General features: G+C 58.0%; 18 protein-coding genes. 11 read left to right on the top strand and 7 right to left on the bottom strand.

All coding sequences use genetic code 11. From position 1 onward, the window contains the following. Nucleotides 1–87: 87 nt before the first annotated feature. Both ybbP and ybbA read right to left on the bottom strand, forming a co-directional pair. Nucleotides 88–2,502, bottom strand: coding sequence for a putative ABC transporter permease subunit YbbP (gene ybbP / locus SPG90_RS01025; RefSeq protein ID WP_322407841.1), 2,415 nt, complete (start codon nt 2,500–2,502; stop codon nt 88–90). Beyond that, nucleotides 2,499–3,185 carry a putative ABC transporter ATP-binding protein YbbA gene (gene ybbA / locus SPG90_RS01020; RefSeq protein WP_023617272.1) on the bottom strand — a complete coding sequence of 229 codons (687 nt, stop codon included), beginning with the start codon at nt 3,183–3,185 and terminating at the stop codon, nt 2,499–2,501. Before ybbA ends, ybbP begins: the two co-directional genes overlap by 4 nt. Between ybbA and tesA the strand changes: the two genes are divergently transcribed. From tesA to SPG90_RS01005, 3 genes are read left to right on the top strand one after another with little or no spacing between them, the layout of a single operon-like run. After that, complete coding sequence (tesA, locus tag SPG90_RS01015; RefSeq protein WP_032661743.1) at nt 3,156–3,779, top strand: multifunctional acyl-CoA thioesterase I/protease I/lysophospholipase L1; 624 nt, start codon at nt 3,156–3,158, stop codon at nt 3,777–3,779. The two genes, ybbA and tesA, sit on opposite strands and share 30 nt — an antisense overlap. A 28-nt stretch (nt 3,780–3,807) precedes the next feature. Further along, nucleotides 3,808–4,578 (top strand): SDR family oxidoreductase, encoded by a 771-nt coding sequence (locus SPG90_RS01010; protein ID WP_014882827.1) that lies wholly within the window; start codon nt 3,808–3,810, stop codon nt 4,576–4,578. 58 nt (nt 4,579–4,636) lie between these two features. Then, complete coding sequence (locus SPG90_RS01005; protein ID WP_126302941.1) at nt 4,637–5,491, top strand: co-chaperone YbbN; 855 nt, start codon at nt 4,637–4,639, stop codon at nt 5,489–5,491. Between the two features lie 49 nt (nt 5,492–5,540). Here the strand turns inward: SPG90_RS01005 and fetB are convergent, their stop codons facing one another. Together fetB and fetA are read right to left on the bottom strand one after the other, a co-directional pair. Further along, nucleotides 5,541–6,323 (bottom strand): iron efflux ABC transporter permease subunit FetB, encoded by a 783-nt coding sequence (fetB, locus tag SPG90_RS01000; RefSeq protein WP_126302942.1) that lies wholly within the window; start codon nt 6,321–6,323, stop codon nt 5,541–5,543. Beyond that, complete coding sequence (fetA, locus tag SPG90_RS00995) at nt 6,316–6,987, bottom strand: iron efflux ABC transporter ATP-binding subunit FetA (protein WP_045400753.1); 672 nt, start codon at nt 6,985–6,987, stop codon at nt 6,316–6,318. Before fetA ends, fetB begins: the two co-directional genes overlap by 8 nt. A gap of 143 nt (nt 6,988–7,130) precedes the next feature. Between fetA and SPG90_RS00990 the strand changes: the two genes are divergently transcribed. Genes SPG90_RS00990 through SPG90_RS00980 form a run of 3 tightly spaced genes read left to right on the top strand, consistent with a single transcriptional unit; the run spans nt 7,131 to nt 9,390 of the window. Further along, nucleotides 7,131–7,982: a hypothetical protein gene (locus SPG90_RS00990; protein WP_023310621.1), complete on the top strand. Its 852-nt coding sequence runs from the start codon at nt 7,131–7,133 to the stop codon at nt 7,980–7,982. A gap of 44 nt (nt 7,983–8,026) precedes the next feature. Beyond that, a complete protein-coding gene (locus SPG90_RS00985) occupies nt 8,027–8,941 on the top strand; it encodes an SPFH domain-containing protein (RefSeq protein ID WP_032661456.1) in 915 nt (304 codons plus the stop codon). After that, the gene (locus tag SPG90_RS00980) at nt 8,938–9,390 is read left to right on the top strand and encodes an NfeD family protein (RefSeq protein ID WP_032661457.1); all 453 of its coding nucleotides are present in this window, start codon (nt 8,938–8,940) and stop codon (nt 9,388–9,390) included. The genes SPG90_RS00985 and SPG90_RS00980 overlap by 4 nt, the downstream gene beginning before the upstream one ends. Here SPG90_RS00980 and cueR read toward each other — a convergent pair. Continuing rightward, nucleotides 9,387–9,797: a Cu(I)-responsive transcriptional regulator gene (gene cueR, locus SPG90_RS00975; protein WP_023310618.1), complete on the bottom strand. Its 411-nt coding sequence runs from the start codon at nt 9,795–9,797 to the stop codon at nt 9,387–9,389. The two genes, SPG90_RS00980 and cueR, sit on opposite strands and share 4 nt — an antisense overlap. 108 nt (nt 9,798–9,905) lie before the next feature. Between cueR and copA the strand changes: the two genes are divergently transcribed. The 3 genes from copA (at nt 9,906) to ybaK (ending at nt 13,928) form a co-directional block, all read left to right on the top strand. After that, entirely contained in the window at nt 9,906–12,404 is a 2,499-nt protein-coding gene (copA, locus tag SPG90_RS00970) for a copper-exporting P-type ATPase CopA (protein ID WP_126302944.1), read from the top strand. Nucleotides 12,405–12,454: 50 nt separating this feature from the next. Further along, nucleotides 12,455–13,249 (top strand): TraB/GumN family protein, encoded by a 795-nt coding sequence (locus SPG90_RS00965; RefSeq protein ID WP_126302945.1) that lies wholly within the window; start codon nt 12,455–12,457, stop codon nt 13,247–13,249. 199 nt (nt 13,250–13,448) lie between these two features. Further along, complete coding sequence (gene ybaK, locus SPG90_RS00960) at nt 13,449–13,928, top strand: Cys-tRNA(Pro)/Cys-tRNA(Cys) deacylase YbaK (protein WP_023310615.1); 480 nt, start codon at nt 13,449–13,451, stop codon at nt 13,926–13,928. A 121-nt stretch (nt 13,929–14,049) separates the two neighbouring features. Here the strand turns inward: ybaK and ushA are convergent, their stop codons facing one another. Next, complete coding sequence (ushA, locus tag SPG90_RS00955; RefSeq protein ID WP_045400745.1) at nt 14,050–15,702, bottom strand: bifunctional UDP-sugar hydrolase/5'-nucleotidase UshA; 1,653 nt, start codon at nt 15,700–15,702, stop codon at nt 14,050–14,052. A 169-nt stretch (nt 15,703–15,871) separates the two neighbouring features. On the opposite strand from ushA, the gene SPG90_RS00950 reads away from it, so the two are divergent. Then, a complete protein-coding gene (locus SPG90_RS00950; protein ID WP_126302946.1) occupies nt 15,872–17,080 on the top strand; it encodes an MFS transporter in 1,209 nt (402 codons plus the stop codon). 229 nt (nt 17,081–17,309) lie between these two features. Further along, complete coding sequence (ybaL, locus tag SPG90_RS00945) at nt 17,310–18,986, top strand: YbaL family putative K(+) efflux transporter (protein WP_059446552.1); 1,677 nt, start codon at nt 17,310–17,312, stop codon at nt 18,984–18,986. A gap of 281 nt (nt 18,987–19,267) precedes the next feature. On the opposite strand, the gene SPG90_RS00940 is transcribed toward ybaL, so the two are convergent. Next, nucleotides 19,268–20,572, bottom strand: coding sequence for an inosine/guanosine kinase (locus SPG90_RS00940; RefSeq protein WP_029741032.1), 1,305 nt, complete (start codon nt 20,570–20,572; stop codon nt 19,268–19,270). Nucleotides 20,573–20,609: the final 37 nt, after the last annotated feature.

The raw sequence follows: 20,609 nt of genomic DNA, 5'->3' as shown, positions 1-20,609 counted from the left end.
ACTAAATGAGTGGGTATTATCACTTTGTGCTATTTAAACATTGCGCACCGGCATTAAAACCCGGTGCGCAACTATCACAGTTCTAAATCAACTCGCAAACTGACGGAACAGGGCTTTGCCCTTTAGCAGCCGCGTGCCGAGCCAGCCGCCGCAGAGGGAAAGCAGCGCAGCGCCGCACAGAGGCAGGGTCAACCAGAGACGCCAGTCAGGCTCCCACGGGAAGTCGAAGACCTTTGTCTGCAGCACCGCCTGCGCCGTTTCCGCGCCAATGGCCGCTACCAGACCCGCCACCAGCCCCAGCAGCGCAAACTCGCTCCAGAGCGTCATTCGCAGCAGCCGCTTACCGGCCCCTAGCGTGCGGTAGACAACCAGCTCCTGATGGCGCTGGCGCATGCCCACCTGTACCTGAGCCAGCAGCAACAGCACGCCGCAGATCGTCACCAGCACCACCATGACCTCCAGCGCGCGGCTCACCTGCTCCAGCACCTGCCCTACCTGCTTCAGGATCGCCCCGATATCCAGCAGGCTGACCGTTGGAAACTCCCGGTTGAGCTGGGTCAGCATGCCGTTGCCGTTTTCCCAGCGGAAGCTGGTCAGCCAGCTCTGCGGCTGCCCGTCCAGCGCGCCCGGCGGGAAGATAAAGAAGAAGTTTGGCCGCAGGCTTTCCCAGTCCACTTTACGCAGGCTGGTGACTTTCGCGGTAAAATCCTGGGTATCGCCGGTAAAGGTGACGCTGTCCCCGAGCTTCACGTTCAGCCGCGTCGCCAGCCCCTCTTCCATCGAGACTTCTCCCGCTTTCGGCGGCCAGGTGCCGGCGGTTATCGGGTTATGGTCAGGGCGTTTCTCCTGCCAGGTCAGGTTCAGCTCGCGGTTCAGCGACTCGTCCTTATTCCCCTCCGTTGGCTGACCGTTGATCTGCGTCAGACGCGCGCGCACGATGGGATAGAACGACTCAGGGATAATGTGATGCTCCGACAGGAAGCCCTTCAGCGGCGTGACCTGCTCAGGGGCAATGTTGATCAGGAAATAGTTCGGGCTTTCCGGGGGAAGCTGCTGCTGCCAGCGATCCAGCAGATCGCCGCGCAGCACTAACAGCAGCGCCAGCAGCATAAACGACAGCGAAAACGCCGACAGCTGGCTGAGCGTTGACCACGGCTGATGCAGCAGGCGGTTGACCGCCAGGCGCACGGGCAGCGATTTTACCGTGAGCCGCTTCAGGACGTTGAGCAGTATCCAGCCCAGCACGCCGCACAGCAGCGCCAGCACAACCGCCCCGGCCAGTACCGCCCACAGCAGCGTGCTGCCCCCCATCAGCCACGCCAGCAGCCCCACCGCCACGGCAATAATTACCGGAAGGTAGAACTTCAGCGGCCAGACGTTCGCCACAACATCGTTGCGAAGCACGCGTAGCGGCTGCGTCGCGAGCAGCAGGCGGTAGGGGCGTAGCCCCACCAGCAGAGAAATCACCGTCATTGCACCCATTGCCCACAGCCACGGCCAGAGGCTGGCCGGCGGCAAGGCGGCCGGGAGCACCGGCTTCAGCATCACCATCAGCAGTTTTTCAAACAGCAGCCCCATTATTCCGCCGGTCAGCGCGGACAGAATCAGCAGCATCAGCCACTGGCCGACAATCAGCTTGCGCAGCTGCGCCCTGCCCGCCCCCAGGGTTTTGAGGATCGCCACCAGGTCGTAACGGCTGCGGCAGTAATGCCCCATCGCCACGGCAACCGCCGCCACCGCCAGCAGCAGGGTCAACAGTGCCGAAAGCAGCAGGAACTGCTGAGAACGCTCAAGAGATTTACCGAGCGCCCCTTCGTCCTGCTCCAGCCCGTACCAGCGGTGCTCTGGTTTGAGCTGCGGCAGAAGCCATTTTTCGTACGCGTCAAGCTGGGCAGGCGTGCCGCCAAACTTATAGCGCCAGGTGACGCGGCTGCCCGGCTGAACAGCATGGGTTGCCGCAACATCCGCGGTGTTCATCAGCAGGCGCGGCGCAAGCTGGAAGGGGTTAAAGCCGGAGTCAGGCTCCTGCACCACTTCCCCGGCGATTTTCAGCGTGGCGTCACCGACGTCGATACTGTCGCCGGGTTTCAGGTTCAGAAGCGCCATCAGACGTGATGCCAGCAGCACCGTGCCGGGCTTGGGCTTCAGCCCGGGCGGGCTGGTCTGCAGTTCGCCGTACATCGGGTAGATATCATCGACGGCTTTAACGCTGGCGAGCTGCGGCGTGTCGCCCGCAAAGGTCATGGTCTGGAAGCTTATCTGCTCCCCCACCTTCAGCCCTTCTTTACGCGCCTCTGCAATCCAGCCCGACGGCACCGGGCGGGAGCTTTGCAGCGCCCGGTCCCCCGCCATAAACTCCCGGCTCTGCTGGCTGAGCCCTTTTTCCATGCGGTCGCTGACGCTGCCGAGCGCCAGCACGCAGGCCACCGCCAGGCTTAGCGCCAGCCAGACAATCAGCAGCGAGGGGGAACGCCACTCGCGCCAGAACCAGCGGGTAATCATGCCTCCTCCTGAAGAATACCGTTCACCAGCCGCAGGCGGCGATCGCAGCGGGCGGCGAGCTGAGGATCGTGGGTCACGAGGATCAGCGTGGTGCCGTGCTCGCGGTTGAGCGAAAACAGCAGGTCGGCAATCCGGTCTCCGGTTTTACGGTCAAGGTTACCGGTGGGCTCATCGGCAAACAGGACTTCGGGACGACCGTTAAACGCCCGCGCCAGCGCCACGCGCTGCTGCTCGCCGCCGGAAAGCTGTGCGGGAAGATGGTCGAGACGCTTGCCCAGACCGAGCTGCTCCAGCAGCGCCTTCGCGTGCGCCCGGCTTTCACGGCTGTTTTCACCGCGAAGCAGCGCCGGGAGTTCGACGTTTTCCAGCGCGTTCAGGGTCGGGATCAGCATGAAGGACTGGAAGACAAAACCAACGTGACGCGCGCGCAGCGCGGCCCGCGCCTCTTCATCAAGCTGATGCAGCGGTTGCCCGACAAGATGGACCTCGCCGCTGCTGCCGTCGTCCAGACCGGCCAAAATCGCCAGCAGCGTGGACTTACCGGAGCCGGATTCGCCAATCAGCGCGATGGTTTCAGCGCGTTTGACAACGAGTTCAACTCCAGTAAGGATGGAAAGCTCGTGTTCCCCCTGACCGACGGACTTCTTAAGATGATGAACTTCAACACTGTTTTCCGCTGGCATTTGCCCTTCCTGTTTTTGATTCTGATGACCTTCCGCGCGGCGGCAGCGGACACGTTACTGGTTCTCGGCGACAGCCTGAGCGCAGGCTATCGCATGGCGGCCAGCGCGGCCTGGCCCGCGCTGCTCAACGACAAATGGCAGAGCAAGACGTCGGTAATCAACGCCAGCATCAGCGGCGATACCTCGCAGCAGGGCCTGTCGCGCCTGCCTGCGCTGCTCAAACAGCATCAGCCTCGCTGGGTGCTGGTGGAGCTTGGCGGTAACGATGGATTGCGCGGTTTTCAGCCTCAGCAAACCGAGCAAACGCTGCGCACCATTTTACAGGACATTAAGGCGGCAAACGCCCAGCCGCTGCTGATGCAAATTCGCCTGCCGGCCAACTACGGTCGTCGGTATAATGAAGCCTTTAGCGCGATCTACCCTAAGCTTGCCAAAGAGTTTGATATTCCGCTGCTGCCATTTTTCATGGAAGAGGTGTATCTCAAACCCCAGTGGATGCAAGACGACGGGATCCACCCCAATCGCGATGCTCAGCCGTTTATTGCCGACTGGATGGCAACGCGGCTGGCTCCTTTAGTTAAACATGACTCCTGATTAAGCGGAGATCCTGACAGGTAAAGTTATGCAAAAATCGGTCTTAATTACAGGATGTTCCAGTGGAATCGGCCTGGAAAGCGCGCTCGAACTGAAGCGCCAGGGGTTTCGGGTGCTGGCGGCCTGTCGCAAACCCGACGATGTCGAACGCATGAACGGGCTGGGCTTTACCGGCGTGCTGCTGGATATGGACTCGCCGGAGAGCGTTGAACGCGCCGCCGATGAAGTGATCGCGCTGACCGACAATCGTCTGTACGGGCTCTTTAACAATGCCGGCTACGGCGTGTATGGCCCGCTGGATACGCTCTCCCGCGAAACGCTGGAGAAACAGTTTTCGACCAACTTCTTCGGCGTGCATCAGCTCACCATGCGTCTGCTCCCCGCGATGCTGCCGCACGGTGAAGGGCGCATCGTGATGACATCGTCAGTGATGGGGCTGATTTCCACCCCCGGCCGCGGCGCCTACGCCGCCAGCAAATATGCGCTGGAGGCCTGGTCCGACGCCCTGCGCATGGAGCTGCGCCACAGCGGCATCAAGGTCAGCCTGATTGAACCCGGCCCGATCCGCACCCGCTTTACCGAAAACGTGAACCAGACGCAGGCAGATAAGCCGGTCGAAAACCCCGGCATCGCCGCACGTTTTACCCTCGGGCCAGAGGCGGTGGTGGCCAAAGTGCGCCATGCTTTTGAGAGCGAACATCCCAAAATGCGCTATCCGGTAACGCTGGTCACCCACGCCGTAGGCTGGTTAAAGCGCCTGCTGCCGGGCCGGATGATGGACAAAATTTTGCACGGTTGAGTTGAAGCGACGACGCTCATCCCCATGTAAAGAACAAACCGACAAAAGAGAAAGCCGCATGTCCGTACAGAATATCGTCAATATTACAGAAGCTAACCTGCAACAGACCCTTGAACAGTCGATGACCAAACCGATCCTGTTCTACTTCTGGTCTGAACGCAGCCAACACTGCCTGCAGCTGACGCCGGTGCTGGAAAGCCTTGCTGCCCAGTACAACGGTCAGTTCATTCTCGCCAAGCTGGACTGTGACGCCGAGCCGATGGTGGCGTCTCAGTTTGGTCTGCGCGCCATTCCTACCGTCTATCTGTTCCAGAACGGTCAGCCCGTTGATGGCTTCCAGGGGCCGCAGCCGGAAGAGGCGATTCGCGCCCTGCTGGATAAAGTGCTGCCGCGCGAAGAAGAGCTGAAAGCGCAGGAAGGCATGGCGCTGATGCAGGAAGGTAAATACGACGAAGCGCTGCCGCTGCTCAAAGAGGCGTGGCAGCTGTCGAATCAGAATAGCCAGATCGGCCTGCTGCTTGCGGAAACGCAGATCGCCCTGCACCGTTCAGAAGACGCGGAAGCCGTACTCAAGACGGTTCCGCTGCAGGATCAGGACACCCGCTATCAGGGTCTGGTCGCGCAGATTGAGCTGCTGAAACAGGCCGCGGACACCCCGGAAATTCAGCAGCTGCAGCAGCAGGTTGCCGACAACCCGGCCGACGCTGCGCTGGCAAGCCAGCTGGCGCTGCAGCTGCACCAGGTCGGGCGTAACGAAGAGGCGCTGGAGCTGCTGTTCAGCCACCTGCAAAAAGACCTGGCAGCCGCAGACGGTCAGGTGCGTAAGATGTTCCAGGAAATTCTGGCCGCGCTGGGCACCGGAGACGCGCTGGCGTCGAAGTATCGCCGTCAGCTTTACGCGCTGCTGTACTAACAAAAAAATGCCCGGTGGCGCTAACGCTTACCGGGCCTACAAAACAGGCTTAATCCGTTTTCTTTAATTGCGTCACCACCAGCTGGTGACGCGCGTTGTAGAACTTCCGATAGGTCAGGTAGCAGGCAATGATGGTTGACAGGCTTGCCGTGGAAAGCAGCATAAACGTCACCATGATCTGATACTTAATCGCTTTTACCGGATCGATACCTGCAAAAATCAGCCCCGACATCATGCCCGGCAGGCTCACCAGCCCCACCGTTTTGGCTGAATCGACCGTTGGGATCAGCGATGAGCGAATGCTCTCACGAATCAGCCGCGCCGAGGCCACTTTAGGCGTCGCTCCCAGGCTTAACTTCTCCTGAAGCTGCTGCTGTTCACTGCTGAAGCGCTGGCCGAGATTGTTATAACACAGCCCAACGGCCACCATGGCGTTCCCCGCGATCATCCCTGAGATAGGGATAACCTGCATCGGCGTAAAGGCAATCGAGCCGGAGAGCACCAGCACCGCCAGCGTGAGCGCCGTCCCGGTGGTAATAGCGATAAACGAAGAGATAAACGCCTTATCTATATATTTACTGCGTTTTTTCGCATTCCACGCCGCGTTGAAACAGATAAAGAGCACCATCAGCAGCGTCAGCACAGCGTGGTTGACGTTGAAAATATACTTCAGCACATAGCCGACGATGATGAGCTGAACCACCGCGCGGCAGATACTCCACACAATATCTTTTTCCAGCCCCAGCTTTTCCCGGTAGCTGACTACAATCGCAATCAGCACCAGCACCATCGAAAACGCCAGTGATTCATTGGTAATGTTATGCTCACCCACGGTTAGCCTCCTGCATTTTCCCGCCGTGCGGCTGAAGCGTAATCACATCATCCGCATGGGTTATTTCATTAGCGTCGTGCGTCACCCACAGCACGGCAATATTCTGCTCCCGGGCGTAGCGATGAATAATCTCGTTAACGTTGCGTTTGTTGACGTCATCGAGCGCGCTGGTAATTTCGTCCAGCAAAAGCACCTTCGGTAAAAACTGCAGGTTGCGGATCAGCGAGACGCGCTGCTTTTCTCCGCCCGACAGCGCAGAGATGGATTTGGTTAACGTCTCCTGCGCCAGACCAAAGCGGGCAAGATCGCTGATAAACTTTTCCGGCTCCGGCGTTTTATTGCGGATTTGCCACGGGAAAATCAGGTTGTCATAAACCGTATCGCCAAAAAGCGCGGGGGTTTGCACGCAGTAGGAGACCTGCTGGCGATAGTTTTCCGGGGACAGTGTTGCGATATCCTGTCCTTCAAACAGAAGGGTGCCCTCCGTCGGGCTGAGGAGTGAGGCCACAATTTTCAGCAGCGTGCTTTTACCGCAGCCTGAAGGGCCCGTGATTAATTTAAACTCGCCCGGCGACAGGCTAAACCCGACGTGCTGAAGAATAATGTTTTCTCCGGCACGAAATCCAATATCCCTGAGATGTAATAGTTCTTTTTTATCGTTCATTACGCTTCCGTTAACCGCTTCGTGTAATAACCGCCTGTAGCATAATCCTTTCGTGCGCACAGAGCGAATAGCCTCACGCTAAAGCAAGTGTTAAACTTTTTGTTTGTCATTTGTCTCCACCATCACTACAGGAAGTAAGCAGCATGGCACATATCTTTTATGAGTTTCCTTCCCTGAAGCCTGGTGTTCCTGATGTCGAAACATTAATGGAAGTCATCAAATCTTCGGAACTCACGCGTTTTGTCATTGGTGCAGAGGTGGTGGATTTTGTTAAGAAGGCGCTCATCGTGAACACCACGATTGGCAGTTTCAAAAATTGCTATTTCGCCTTCGGCAACGGGACACACTTCCTGGAATTTGACGGCAAGGGAAAATCAAAACGTTTCAATGAAGTACCCGACTGGTTCGTCTCTCCGGCTGAATTTTCTCGTACCCAGTGGCTTATCAACCACGATCTTGCGGATGTAAAGGCCACCCAATTCATTGACGTGCTGATGTCCTACCCGCTGAAAGAGCGCCGCGCGCACTGTAATTTGTTATTCGGACTGGAGCTGGAAAAGGTGAATGCGGTTCCGGCCGCAGCATCAGCCGCAGGGAAAATCGGCAATAAAAACGGCAAAACGACCAAACCGCGCGTGACCGATCTGGGATCGTTTGAATTGTTCAGCCAGTTCTTTGCGCGCATGAAAACCGCCGTGCTGGCCGATGAGTTTCCTACTCTGCAGGTCCTGACGGGCATGGATAACCTGACTAAAGCGCCGCATAATTTAAAGCAGGGTATCAGGACGTGGTTCAAGGCCATCGCGGGCGATCTTCCACCGAATAACAAACGCGTAGAAGCGGGGAATGCCGTTCTGTTCTGCGCCCCTATCCGCGAACAGATCCAGCGTATCGAAGCGCTGGGGCTGGAGAAGTACTACCAGGGATTATCGAAAGCCATTGCCGAAGCGGGTGATGGATTCATCTCTGACTTTACCTATACTTACGAGCAATAAATACACACTTTCACTCGTCACAGCATGCAAAACAGGAGGTTTTTATGCTTATCGTTGTTCCTGTCCTTATTTTCGTTGCGCTGGTTATCGTGGGCGCAGGCGTCAAAATTGTCCCTCAGGGTTATCAGTGGACCGTCGAGCGTTTCGGTCGCTACACCAATACCCTCCAGCCGGGCTTAAGCCTGATTGTTCCGTTCATGGACCGGATTGGTCGCAAGATCAACATGATGGAACAGGTACTGGACATTCCGTCTCAGGAGATCATCTCCAAGGATAACGCCAACGTCACCATCGACGCCGTCTGCTTTATTCAGGTGATTGATGCGCCGAAAGCGGCCTATGAGGTCAGCAACCTTGAGCTGGCGATCGTCAACCTGACGATGACCAACATCCGTACCGTGCTCGGCTCGATGGAGCTGGACGAGATGCTTTCCCAGCGCGACAGCATCAATACCCGCCTGCTGCACATTGTCGATGAGGCAACCAACCCGTGGGGGATCAAAGTCACCCGTATCGAGATCCGCGACGTGCGTCCGCCGGCTGAGCTGATCGCCTCCATGAACGCCCAGATGAAGGCCGAGCGAACCAAGCGCGCCTATATTCTGGAAGCCGAAGGGGTGCGTCAGGCGGAGATCCTCAAAGCGGAAGGGGAAAAGCAGTCGCAGATCCTGAAAGCGGAAGGCGATCGTCAGTCCGCGTTCTTACAGGCAGAAGCGCGTGAACGTTCAGCCGAAGCGGAAGCCCGCGCCACTCAGATGGTGTCTGAGGCGATTGCCGCAGGTGACATCCAGGCCGTGAACTACTTTGTCGCGCAAAAATATACCGATGCGCTGAAAGAGATAGGCTCCGCGAACAACAGCAAAGTGGTGATGATGCCGCTGGAAGCCAGCAGCCTGATGGGCTCTATCGCCGGTATTGCCGAGCTGATTAAAGACAGCGGAAACGAGCGTAAAAAATGATTGAGCTGATTGTTGCACATCCTCACGCCTTCTGGCTAAGCCTCGGTGGCTTATTGCTGGCGGCGGAGATGCTGGGCGGCAACGGCTACCTGCTCTGGAGCGGTGTTGCCGCCGTCATTACGGGCCTTCTGGTCTGGATCCTTCCCCTGGACTGGGCGTGGCAGGGCGCACTGTTTGCCGTGCTCACGCTGGTGGCCGCGTGGCTGTGGTGGCGCTGGCTAAACCGGCGGGTTAACGAGCAAAAACCGCTGGACGCGCACCTCAACCAGCGCGGACAGCAGATTGTCGGCAAGCGTTTTACGCTCGACACCGCGCTGGTAAACGGGCGCGGGCATATGCGCGTGGGCGACAGCTCGTGGCCGGTGGTCGCCGACGACGACCTCAGCGCCGGCACGCGGGTTGAGGTCATTGCTGTGGAAGGCATTACCCTGCGGGTGAAAGCCTGCTAAGCAGAAGCCTTACGATGACAGCAGCCGGCAAGATTGTCGATAATCGGGCAGTCGGCGCTGTCATCCCCCGGACAGGATTCCGCGAGCTGCAGCAGCTGTTCGCGCATCGCCTGCAGCTCAATGATGTGGCGTTCAATCTCGGCCACTTTTTCCAGCGTGCGTTTTTTCACGTCGGCGCTGTGACGCTTCGGATCGTTGAACAGGTTTACCAGCTCGCCGCACTCTTCCAGATTAAAACCGACCTGTCTTGCCTGGCGCAGCAGCGTCAGTTCATCCAGATGCAGCTGCGTGTAGCTGCGGTAGCCGTTTTCGCTGCGCAGCGGTGGCGTCACCAGCCCCTTCTCTTCATAAAAGCGGATTGCCTTGCTGGTTAAGCCGGTTTTTTTTGCCACGTCACTGATATTCACATTTCCCCCTTGACCTTCCCCTTGATGGAAGGTTTAACCTTTATAACAGTCAGTGAAAAGCACTGTATCGGTCAACAACTGACCAGATCATTATACGGGAGTTTTGTTATGTCTCACACTATCGACCTGACACTGGACGGCCTCTCATGCGGCCACTGCGTCAAACGCGTTAAAGAAAGCCTGGAACAGCGCCCTGACGTTGAAAGCGCTGACGTGACTATCGATCATGCAGCCGTCACCGGCAGCGCCAGCGCGGATGCGCTGATTGATACCATCAAGCAGGCCGGTTACGGGGCGGAGTTAAGCCACCCAAAGGCTAAACCGCTGGCAGAGTCATCATCCCCGTCGGAAGCGCTGACAGCGGCCACTCCTGAGCTTCCGGCAGCTGATGATATTGATGACAGCCAACAGCTGCTAATCAACGGCATGAGCTGCGCCAGCTGCGTCTCCCGGGTACAAAACGCCTTGCAGGCGGTACCGGGCGTCGCGCAGGCACGGGTAAACCTCGCGGAGCGCACTGCGCTGGTGATGGGCAGCGCCTCCGCCGCAGATTTAGTGCAGGCCGTTGAGAAAGCGGGCTATGGCGCAGAGGCCATCGAAGATGATGCCGAACGCCGCGAGCGCCAGCAGGAAACGGCTATCGCCACCATGAAGCGCTTCCGCTGGCAGGCGATTGTCGCCCTGCTGGTGGGTATTCCGGTGATGGTGTGGGGCATGATGGGTGACAACATGATGGTCACCGACGACAACCGCACGCTGTGGCTGGTGATTGGCCTGATTACCCTTGCGGTGATGGTGTTTGCAGGCTGGCATTTTTACACTAGCGCCTGGAAGAGCCTGAAAAACCGCACCGCGACGATGGATACGCTGGTGGCGCTCGGTACCGGCGCGGCGTGGCTCTATTCGATGAGCGTGAACGTCTGGCCCCAGTGGTTCCCAATGGAGGCGCGCCATCTCTACTATGAAGCGAGCGCGATGATTATCGGCCTGATTAACCTGGGCCATATGCTGGAAGCCCGCGCCCGTCAGCGCTCCTCGAAAGCGCTGGAAAGATTGCTTGATTTAACCCCGCCGACGGCTCGCGTGGTCACGGACGAGGGGGAGAAAAGCGTCCCGCTGGCGGAAGTTCAGCCCGGCATGACGCTGCGCCTGACCACCGGCGACCGGGTTCCCGTTGACGGCAAGATAACCCAGGGCGAAGCCTGGCTGGATGAAGCGATGCTGACCGGCGAGCCCATCCCCCAGCAGAAATCAGACGGCGACGCCGTTCATGCGGGTACGGTGGTGCAGGACGGCAGCGTGCTGTTTACCGCCAGCGCCGTCGGCAGCCACACGACGCTGTCGCGTATTATCCGCATGGTGCGTCAGGCCCAGAGCAGCAAGCCGGAAATTGGCCAGCTTGCAGACAAAATCTCGGCCATTTTTGTGCCGGTGGTGGTCGGCATTGCCCTGCTGAGCGCGGCGATCTGGTATTTCTTCGGCCCGGCACCGCAGATTGTTTACACCCTGGTGATCGCCACCACGGTGCTGATCATCGCCTGTCCTTGCGCCCTTGGCCTGGCGACGCCGATGTCAATTATCTCCGGCGTAGGCCGCGCGGCCGAATTTGGCGTACTGGTGCGGGACGCGGACGCGCTGCAGCGGGCCAGCACCCTGGACACGCTGGTGTTTGATAAAACCGGCACGCTGACCGAAGGCAAACCGCAGGTGGTGGCCGTCACTACCGCAGGCATTACGAAAGAGGAGGCGCTGCGCCTCGCCGCCGCGCTGGAGCAAGGCTCCAGCCATCCTCTGGCGCGCGCCATTCTCGATAAAGCCAATGCATCTGCCCTGCCGCAGGTGAGCAATTTCCGCACCCTGCGCGGGCTCGGCGTCAGCGGTGAAGCAGAAGGCCACGCGCTGCTGCTGGGTAACCAGGCATTGCTCAATGAAAACGGTATTGATACCGCCGAGCTGGAAAGCGAGCTGAAGGCGCAGGCGTCTCAGGGCGCCACGCCGGTTCTGCTGGCGATAGATGGCAAAGCCGCCGCGCTGCTGGCCGTGCGCGATCCGCTTCGCCAGGACAGCGTGGACGCCCTGCAGCGTCTGCACCGTGCGGGCTATCGTCTGGTGATGCTGACCGGGGACAATCCGACAACGGCCAACGCCATCGCGAAAGAAGCCGGAATTGATGAGGTCATTGCAGGCGTGCTGCCGGACGGTAAAGCGGACGCCATCAAGAAGCTGCAAAGTCAGGGTCGTCAGGTGGCGATGGTCGGCGACGGCATCAACGATGCCCCGGCGCTGGCCCAGGCGGACGTGGGGATTGCCATGGGTGGCGGGAGCGATGTCGCCATCGAAACCGCTGCGATTACGCTGATGCGCCATAGCCTGATGGGCGTTGCCGACGCGCTGGCCATTTCAAAAGCCACGCTGCGCAACATGAAGCAGAACTTACTGGGAGCGTTCGTCTATAACACCCTCGGTATCCCAATCGCGGCCGGGATTTTATGGCCGCTGACCGGCACGCTGCTTAATCCGGTGGTCGCGGGCGCGGCGATGGCGCTCTCCTCCATTACCGTGGTGAGCAACGCCAACCGTCTGCTGCGCTTTAAACCGAAGGATTGAACCTTGTACCCGTACGCGCTAGCATGAACCTTTCCATTCATGGAGCGCGTATGGGTCTGTTTAATCGTATAAAAGCATCGTTTCGCGCCCTCTTTCCTCGCCGTTACGCCTGGCCCGGTCTGGATATCTCTCTCCCCGGCGGGCAGCACCTGCATCTGGTCGGCAGCATCCATATGGGTACACAGGATATGTCTCCCCTGCCACCCGGGCTGATTAAACTGCTGAAACGCGCCGACGCGCTGGTCGTTGAGGCGGACATTTCGGGTCAGGAGTCGCCGTTTGCCGGGCTGGAAAGCGATCTCAGTCTGGCGGAACGCCTGAATGAAACCCAGCTTGCGGAACTTACGCGCGTCGCCGATGAGACGGGCGTGTCGCTCTCCATGATTGACACCCTGCCGCTCTGGCAAATTGCGATGGTGCTGCAGGCCACGCAGGCGCAGCGTCTGGGACTGCGCGGTGACTACGGCATTGATTATCAGCTGCTGAACGCGGCAAGGGCGCGCAGCCTGCCCGTCATCGAGCTGGAAGGGACGGACAGCCAGATTGCGCTTCTGCGACAGCTTCCCGACGACGGCCTGATGCTGCTGGATGATACGTTGACCCACTGGCACACCAACGCGCGCCTGCTGCAGACCATGATTGGCTGGTGGCTGGACGCGCCGCCTGCGGACGGCAAGCTGGCGTTACCGTCGACGTTCAGCGAATCGCTGTATGATGTGCTGATGAACGCGCGCAACAAAGCCTGGCGGCAGACGCTGCATGCTTTGCCCGCGGGGCATTACGTGGTGGCGGTTGGGGCGTTACATTTGTACGGGGAAGGGAATTTGCCGTCACTGTTGAAATAAAAAAATGGCCAATATTTCTATTGGCCCGTCAAAGAGGAATTTCATCGTTTTTATTATGCCGAAGGAGACCTTCGGTTGAGCCGATTGTCGCTCAAAGTGACCATCACTGCCAATACTATTGCGCAAGATGGTGCTATTTTTTAGACAAACGTCAGGCGTATGCTGTGGGCATGATTTGTCTGTCGTAAGAAGGATAGCTATGACTCCCGCCGTTAAATTACTCGAAAAAAACAACATTTCTTTCCGGATCCACACTTACGATCACGATCCGAATGAAACTAACTTTGGTGATGAAGTGGTGCGCAAGCTGGGGCTGAATGCTGACCAGGTTTATAAAACGCTGCTGGTGGCGGTGAATGGCGATATGAAACACCTCGCCGTCGCGGTTACTCCGGTGGCGGGGCAGCTGGATCTGAAGAAAGTCGCCAAAGCGCTGGGGGCGAAGAAGGTGGATATGGCGGATCCGATGGTGGCGCAGCGCACTACGGGCTATCTGGTGGGCGGGATCAGTCCGCTCGGGCAGAAAAAACGCCTGCCGACGCTGATTGATGCCCCTTCACAAGAGTTTGAAACCATCTTTATATCCGGCGGCAAACGCGGGCTGGATATCGAGCTGGCGGCGGGCGACCTGGCGAAAATGCTGGACGCGAAGTTTGCGGATATTGCGCGGCGGGATTGAGAAAATTGCCCGGTAGCGGCTGCGAGGTAAAAGCAAAACGGTAACAGGCGTTACCGTTTTTTGTGTTCGCACCCTCTCCCGGTGGGAGAGGGTTGGGGTGAGGGCATCAGGCCGCACACCACTACTGCCAGCTCACCTCACCTTTCGGCTCGTAGGCATTCACGTCAATCGGCGAATTCTGCTCGATGAACTGCTTCAGCACTTCCGCATCAATAAAGCCGGTATTTACGTAGCCCGGTTTGTTATCAATGTGCGGATAGCCGTCGCCGCCGGTGGCGTTAAAGCTTAACGTCGCCAGACGGTAAGTCTTGGCCGGGTCAACCGGTTCGCCTTTGATCTTCAGGTCATTAAGCTTGCCGTCTTTCGCGACGAAGCTGACGTTAGCAAACTGCGGATAGGCCCCGGAATCCGGCTTCATCTGCGCCACGGCGGTCAGGTAGTCAATCACCTCTTTCCCGCTCATGTCCGCATAGACCACCACGTTGCCGAACGGCTGCACCTTCAGGACGTCTTTATAGGTAATGTTTCCGCCCTCGATGGAATCACGAATACCGCCGCCGCTCATCACGCCGAAGTCAGCGCCGGTACGCGCCATTTGCGCCGCCAGCACCAGGTGCCCCATGTTGGTCTGCACGAAGCGAACTTTACTGCGGTCCCCCTCCAGACGACCGTTCAGCGTGCCGATTTTCACGTCCAGCTGCGCCTTGCCTTTGTTCTGGAACGGCGTCAGCAGGGAGAGCATCTGCTGGTTTTCAGCGATCTCTGGCGTGAAGAGTACGCGCTCACTTTTCCCGTCCGGGTAGGTGACTTTCTTCTTCAGGTTGACCGGGATGAGCTGATAATGAACCAGCTTCATTTCGCCGTTACGGAACTCGAAATCCGCCCGGCCGACGTATTTGCCCCACTCGTGCGCCTGAACAATCCAGATACCGTTCTGACGGTCCGGCGCGCACGGCGTGCCCGGCACGTAGTCCACCTGCTTTTTGTTCTCCGAGGCCATGCACACCGGATCCTGTGAGTGACCGCCCACAATCATTGCCAGCGAGCCCGCGGGCAGGCTGCGCGCCATTTCCACGTCGCCGGGCGCGTTAGAGCCGTGCTCGCCGTTGTCGTAGTGCCCCATGTGCGTGGTGGCGATAATCACGTCCGGCTTCTCGTTTTGCTGCAGCTCCTGAATTACCAGCTTCGCTTCGTCTGCCGGTTTGCGGAATTCGATATCGGTAAAGAACTCGGGGTTGCCAATTTTCGCCGTATCGTCAGTGGTTAAGCCGATGACCGCAATTTTCAGATCCTGGCGCTTAAACAGCGCCCACGGCTTAAACAGACGTTCGCCGGTGCTTTTCTGGTAAATATTGGCGGAGAGGAAGGGAAATTTGGCCCATTTTTCCTGCTGACGCAGCACGGTCAGCGGATTATCGAACTCGTGGTTACCCACGGCCATCGCGTCGTAGCCAATCAGGTTCATGCCGCGAAAATCAGGTTCCGCGTCCTGTAAATCGGATTCCGGCACGCCGGTATTGATATCCCCCCCCGACAGCAGCAGCACGCTGCCGCCCTGGGCCGCCACCTCTTTACGAATGCCGTCCACCAGCGTTTTTTGTGCCGACAGGCCATATTCGCCGTATTCGCTGCGCCAGAAATGACCGTGGTGATCGTTGGTATGCAGAATGGTGATTTTATAGGTTTTGTCTTTTTCATACGCCTGCGCGGGCAGGCTTACCAGGCCCCATGCGGCGATGAGCGCCAGCGCGACGCCCCGCTTCATTAACTTCATCTTCTCTCTCCCTGACCAATAGACAAAGGCAAAAATTACAGTGACTAACAAGAATAGACAAATAAGTTTTCAGAATTGCGACTTTCTTCAAATGTCCCGGGCGGGTATGTTAGTCGGATAATAATTACACCCTGCATCTCTAATAACGAAAAACGTGGTACTTCTCTCTATGGCAATCAGTGAATCAACCCAGCCCATTTCGGGCGCGCCGGCGTCGCGCACCTCCTTTAAAGTCTTAGGCGCAATCAGTCTCTCGCACCTGCTCAACGACATGATCCAGTCGTTGATTCTGGCCATTTATCCGCTGCTGCAGTCCGAGTTCTCACTCACCTTCGTGCAGATCGGGATGATCACCCTGACCTTTCAGCTGGCTTCCTCACTGCTGCAGCCGGTGGTCGGCTACTGGACGGATAAATACCCGATGCCGTGGTCGCTGCCGATAGGCATGTGCTTCACCCTAAGCGGGCTGGTGCTGCTGGCCATGGCGGGGAGCTTTGAAGCCGTGCTGATTGCCGCCGCGCTGGTGGGTACCGGCTCGTCCGTTTTCCATCCGGAGTCTTCCCGCGTGGCGCGCATGGCCTCCGGGGGACGTCACGGGCTGGCGCAGTCTCTCTTCCAGGTAGGCGGCAACTTTGGTAGCTCTCTCGGCCCGCTGCTGGCCGCGGTGATTATTGCCCCTTATGGTAAAGGCAACGTGGCCTGGTTTGTACTGGCCGCGCTGCTGGCGATCATCGTGCTGGCGCAGATAAGCCGCTGGTATGCCGCTCAGCATCGCGTGAATAAAGGTAAACCTAAAGCGAAGGTTATCAATCCCCTGCCGCGCAACAAGGTTATCCTGGCGGTTTCCGTGCTGCTGGTACTGATTTTCTCGAAATACTTCTATATGGCGAGCATCAGCAGCTATTACACCTTTTATCTGATGCAAAAATTCGGATTATCGGTACAGAATGCGCAGATCCACCTGTTTGCCTTCCTGTTCGCCGTCGCGGCCGGTACGTTTATTGGCGGGCCTGTGGGTGATAAGATTGGGCGTAAATATGTCATTTGGGGCTCTATCCTCGGCGTGGCGCCGTTTACCCTTATTTTGCCGTACGCCAGCCTTGAATGGACGGGGATTTTAACCGTGATCATTGGTTTTATCCTCGCATCCGCCTTTTCCGCCATTCTGGTCTATGCCCAGGAGCTGCTGCCTGGCCGTATCGGTATGGTTTCCGGGCTCTTTTTCGGTTTCGCCTTCGGCATGGGCGGGCTGGGCGCGGCGGTGTTGGGGATGGTGGCGGATCACACCAGCATCTTCCTGGTTTATAAAATCTGCGCTTTCCTGCCGCTTCTTGGGATGTTGACCATATTCCTGCCTGATAACCGTCACAAAGCGTAAATTACGGGTAGCCAAAGTTTAACTTTGGCTACCTGATACCCTGATGCCATAAGGGTTTCTTCTTCATCCCCTCGCTGAATTTATCAAAACGCGCTTTTTTACGTACATATTGCTGTTTTATTCAAACTTCAACAATAATTCATAAACATAAGGGTAAAAATTGTCATAAACTATTACTCGGTTTTTTGGTTTTCGCCAAAAAGGAACACCCACAACGAAAGGAGACGGAATGCACCACGCCACACCGCTTATCACCACCATTGTTGGTGGACTTGTGCTCGCTTTTATCCTCGGCATGATTGCCAATAAGCTGCGTATTTCTCCTCTTGTCGGCTATCTGTTAGCGGGTGTACTGGCGGGACCGTTTACGCCAGGCTTCGTGGCGGATACCAAGCTGGCCCCTGAGCTGGCGGAATTGGGCGTGATTCTGCTGATGTTTGGCGTCGGCCTGCACTTCTCCCTGAAGGATCTGATGGCGGTAAAGTCGATCGCCATACCGGGAGCGATCGCCCAGATTGGGGTGGCGACGCTGCTGGGGATGGCGCTTTCGGCGGTGCTGGGCTGGTCGTTAATGACCGGTATCGTATTTGGGCTGTGTCTCTCAACCGCCAGCACCGTGGTGCTGCTGCGCGCGCTTGAAGAGAGACAGCTGATAGACAGCCAGCGCGGGCAAATCGCGATAGGCTGGCTGATTGTGGAAGACCTGGTCATGGTCCTGACGCTGGTGCTGCTGCCAGCCGTCGCCGGGATGATGGAAAAAGACAACGTCGGCCTGGCCTCGCTGGCGCTGGATATGAGTATCACCATCGGTAAGGTAGTGGCGTTTATCGCCATCATGATGCTGGTGGGACGCCGTCTGGTGCCGTGGATCATGTCCCGCAGCGCGGCAACCGGCTCACGCGAGCTGTTTACCCTCTCCGTGCTGGCGCTGGCGCTGGGTATCGCTTTTGGTGCCGTAGAGCTGTTTGATGTCTCCTTTGCCCTGGGCGCGTTCTTCGCCGGGATGGTGCTGAACGAGTCCGAGCTGAGCCACCGTGCGGCGCACGACACGCTGCCGCTGCGCGATGCCTTCGCCGTGCTGTTCTTCGTCTCCGTCGGGATGCTGTTTGACCCGATGGTCCTGATTCACCAGCCGCTGGCCGTGCTGGGTACGCTGGCGATCATCATCTTTGGTAAGTCGCTCGCCGCCTTCTTCCTGGTGAGAATGTTCGGCCACTCCCCTCGTACGGCGTTGACCATCGCCGCCAGCCTGGCGCAGATCGGTGAGTTCGCCTTTATTCTGGCCGGTCTGGGCATGGCCCTGAACCTGCTGCCGCAGGCGGGACAAAACCTGGTGCTGGCGGGGGCAATCCTGTCGATTATGCTGAACCCGGTGCTGTTTGCCCTGCTGGAAAAATACCTCGATAAAACCGAAACGCTGGAAGAACAGACGCTCGAAGAGGCCATCGAAGAAGAGAAGCAGATCCCGGTGGATATTTGCAATCACGCCCTGCTGGTCGGCTTTGGCCGCGTGGGCAGCCTGCTCGGTGAGAAACTAATGGCGCAGGGCATTCCGCTGGTGGTGATTGAAACCTCACGCACCCGCGTCGACGAGCTGCGCGAGCGCGGGATTCGTGCGGTGCTGGGCAATGCGGCAAACGAAGAGATAATGAATCTGGCGCATCTGGACTGCGCGCGCTGGCTGCTGCTGACCATACCTAACGGCTATGAAGCGGGCGAGATTGTGGCTTCCGCGCGCGCGAAGTGCCCAACGATTGAGATTATCGCCCGGGCGCACTATGACGACGAGGTGGAGTACATTACCGAGCGCGGGGCAGATAAGGTGGTGATGGGCGAGCGCGAGATTGCCAACACCATGCTGACGCTGCTGGAGAAACCGCCGGTTGAAGAGGCTGTGACGGGGTAAGTTGGTGCGGCCTGATGCCCTCACCCTGACCCTCTCCCACGGGGAGAGGGAACAAACACTAAAAACGGCAACCACAGGTTGCCGTTTTGCTTTTATCTTGTGCGGCCTGATGCCCTCACCCTGGCACTCTCCCTCGGGGAGAGGGAACAAACACTAAAAACGGCAACCACAGGTTGCCGTTTTGCTTTTACCTTGTGCGGCCTGATGCCCTCACCCAGGCACTCTCCCTCGGGGAGAGGGAACAAACACTAAAAACGGCAACCAGGGTTACCGTTTTGCTTTTATCTGTCCCAGTAGGCCTCTTCGAGGCTGTCTTCCCGTTCCGGCAGGCCACGTGTTAAGCGTGGGGAGTGCTGGTTCAGCACCTGATAGCTCACGCGGTTGGCATATTTACACACCTGCGCCAGTGAGGAATAGGTCAGCCAGCTGAACTTGTGCTTGCTGGAGTTCGGCACGTTGGTTTTGTGGTAGGCGTTAGCGGTGATGTCGTGCAGCAGTGCGGCCAGCGCGCCGTCGCCCGCACCGTTGGTGTTCATGATCTTCTCCGGTCCGCCCATGTATGGCGCGATATGGGAGTAGATACGCAGCGGATTCACACAATCTTTGTAGCGCATGCCGCGGCTGAACTCGTACTGGTTGAACTCGGCAATCGCACCGGGCAGCAGCGGGTGCTGGGTTTTGCGCTTGCTCTCTTCTTCCGTGAAGCCCGCCATGTACAGCCCAACTGGACCCGCGGTGCAGAGCACCAGATCCACCCAGTCCAGCGCTTTGTCAGACGCCAGCAGCGGATCGCTTTCGCCGGTCAACGCTTCGGCCTCTTCTTCGTTCATCGCCAGAATCGAGACGTGCTCTTTCAGAAACGCCTGCCACCACTCCGGGTTATCGGCGATAACAAATTTCGTGCCCAGCGTCAGAACGACAGGCACGTTGTATTTCTTCGCGTACTCAATCGCTTTCATGGTCGCTTCCGGCATCGGCTCGCCCGGCTTACAGCGCACCAGGTAGGAGGTCAGCACCAGCGCCGAGGCGCCCGCGATCACCTCTTCCGGAATACTCTCGGCGCGCAGCTTATTCATATGACCCGGGCTGATGGCAAAAGTACGCTCGCCGGAATCGCTAATCAGCGTAAAGCAACGGCCAATAGGCCCGTCGACGCCCTGAAGGTAGTTCAGATCGGTACGGCTGGAGGTGTTGCAGAGATAGCGGTAGGCATAGCCACCGATTTCAATATTGCTGCACATCACGCCGAGCAGCACCGAGCGGTCGTCGGCCAGCACGGAGTAGTTATGCATGGTATTGCCGATGGTGCCACCGGCGAACTGATGGGTAATCAGGTTTTCGCGCACCAGCTCCTGGTACAGCGCTTCGGCAACGTCGTCCTCAATCACCAGCGAGTGACCGGCGCTCAGACCGTAACGGGCGACAAACGCATCATCCACTTTCGCTTCAATGTCCACCAGCGTCTGATCGATACCGACGACCCATGCCGCGCTGGTTTCGTTTTCAGGCTGGATTTGCTGCAGGAGCGGATCGCGGGCATCGACGGGGAAGTAGTGTTTGGATTTGCGTTTACCGGGAAATTTCATGGTCTGAACTGTACGAAGAATATGGGCCGGGAATGGT

It is taken from the genome of Enterobacter sp. D2, from assembly GCF_034427575.1.
Classification (GTDB): domain Bacteria; phylum Pseudomonadota; class Gammaproteobacteria; order Enterobacterales; family Enterobacteriaceae; genus Enterobacter; species Enterobacter cloacae_M.
The sequence above is the reverse complement of the archived record's forward strand: the minus strand, read 5'-3'. Positions and strand labels throughout refer to the sequence as shown.

Coding starts and splice junctions, on each gene's coding strand:
- SPG90_RS01010 (WP_014882827.1), top strand. CDS start 3,808: ATGCAAAAATCGGTCTTAATTACAGGATGTTCCAGTGGAATCGGCCTG.
- ybaL (WP_059446552.1), top strand. CDS start 17,310: ATGCACCACGCCACACCGCTTATCACCACCATTGTTGGTGGACTTGTG.
- SPG90_RS00965 (WP_126302945.1), top strand. CDS start 12,455: ATGGGTCTGTTTAATCGTATAAAAGCATCGTTTCGCGCCCTCTTTCCT.
- fetA (WP_045400753.1), bottom strand. CDS start 6,987: ATGAACGATAAAAAAGAACTATTACATCTCAGGGATATTGGATTTCGT.
- SPG90_RS00985 (WP_032661456.1), top strand. CDS start 8,027: ATGCTTATCGTTGTTCCTGTCCTTATTTTCGTTGCGCTGGTTATCGTG.
- ushA (WP_045400745.1), bottom strand. CDS start 15,702: ATGAAGTTAATGAAGCGGGGCGTCGCGCTGGCGCTCATCGCCGCATGG.
- SPG90_RS00980 (WP_032661457.1), top strand. CDS start 8,938: ATGATTGAGCTGATTGTTGCACATCCTCACGCCTTCTGGCTAAGCCTC.
- ybbP (WP_322407841.1), bottom strand. CDS start 2,502: ATGATTACCCGCTGGTTCTGGCGCGAGTGGCGTTCCCCCTCGCTGCTG.
- SPG90_RS00940 (WP_029741032.1), bottom strand. CDS start 20,572: ATGAAATTTCCCGGTAAACGCAAATCCAAACACTACTTCCCCGTCGAT.
- ybbA (WP_023617272.1), bottom strand. CDS start 3,185: ATGCCAGCGGAAAACAGTGTTGAAGTTCATCATCTTAAGAAGTCCGTC.
- tesA (WP_032661743.1), top strand. CDS start 3,156: ATGAACTTCAACACTGTTTTCCGCTGGCATTTGCCCTTCCTGTTTTTG.
- SPG90_RS00950 (WP_126302946.1), top strand. CDS start 15,872: ATGGCAATCAGTGAATCAACCCAGCCCATTTCGGGCGCGCCGGCGTCG.
- ybaK (WP_023310615.1), top strand. CDS start 13,449: ATGACTCCCGCCGTTAAATTACTCGAAAAAAACAACATTTCTTTCCGG.
- copA (WP_126302944.1), top strand. CDS start 9,906: ATGTCTCACACTATCGACCTGACACTGGACGGCCTCTCATGCGGCCAC.
- SPG90_RS00990 (WP_023310621.1), top strand. CDS start 7,131: ATGGCACATATCTTTTATGAGTTTCCTTCCCTGAAGCCTGGTGTTCCT.
- SPG90_RS01005 (WP_126302941.1), top strand. CDS start 4,637: ATGTCCGTACAGAATATCGTCAATATTACAGAAGCTAACCTGCAACAG.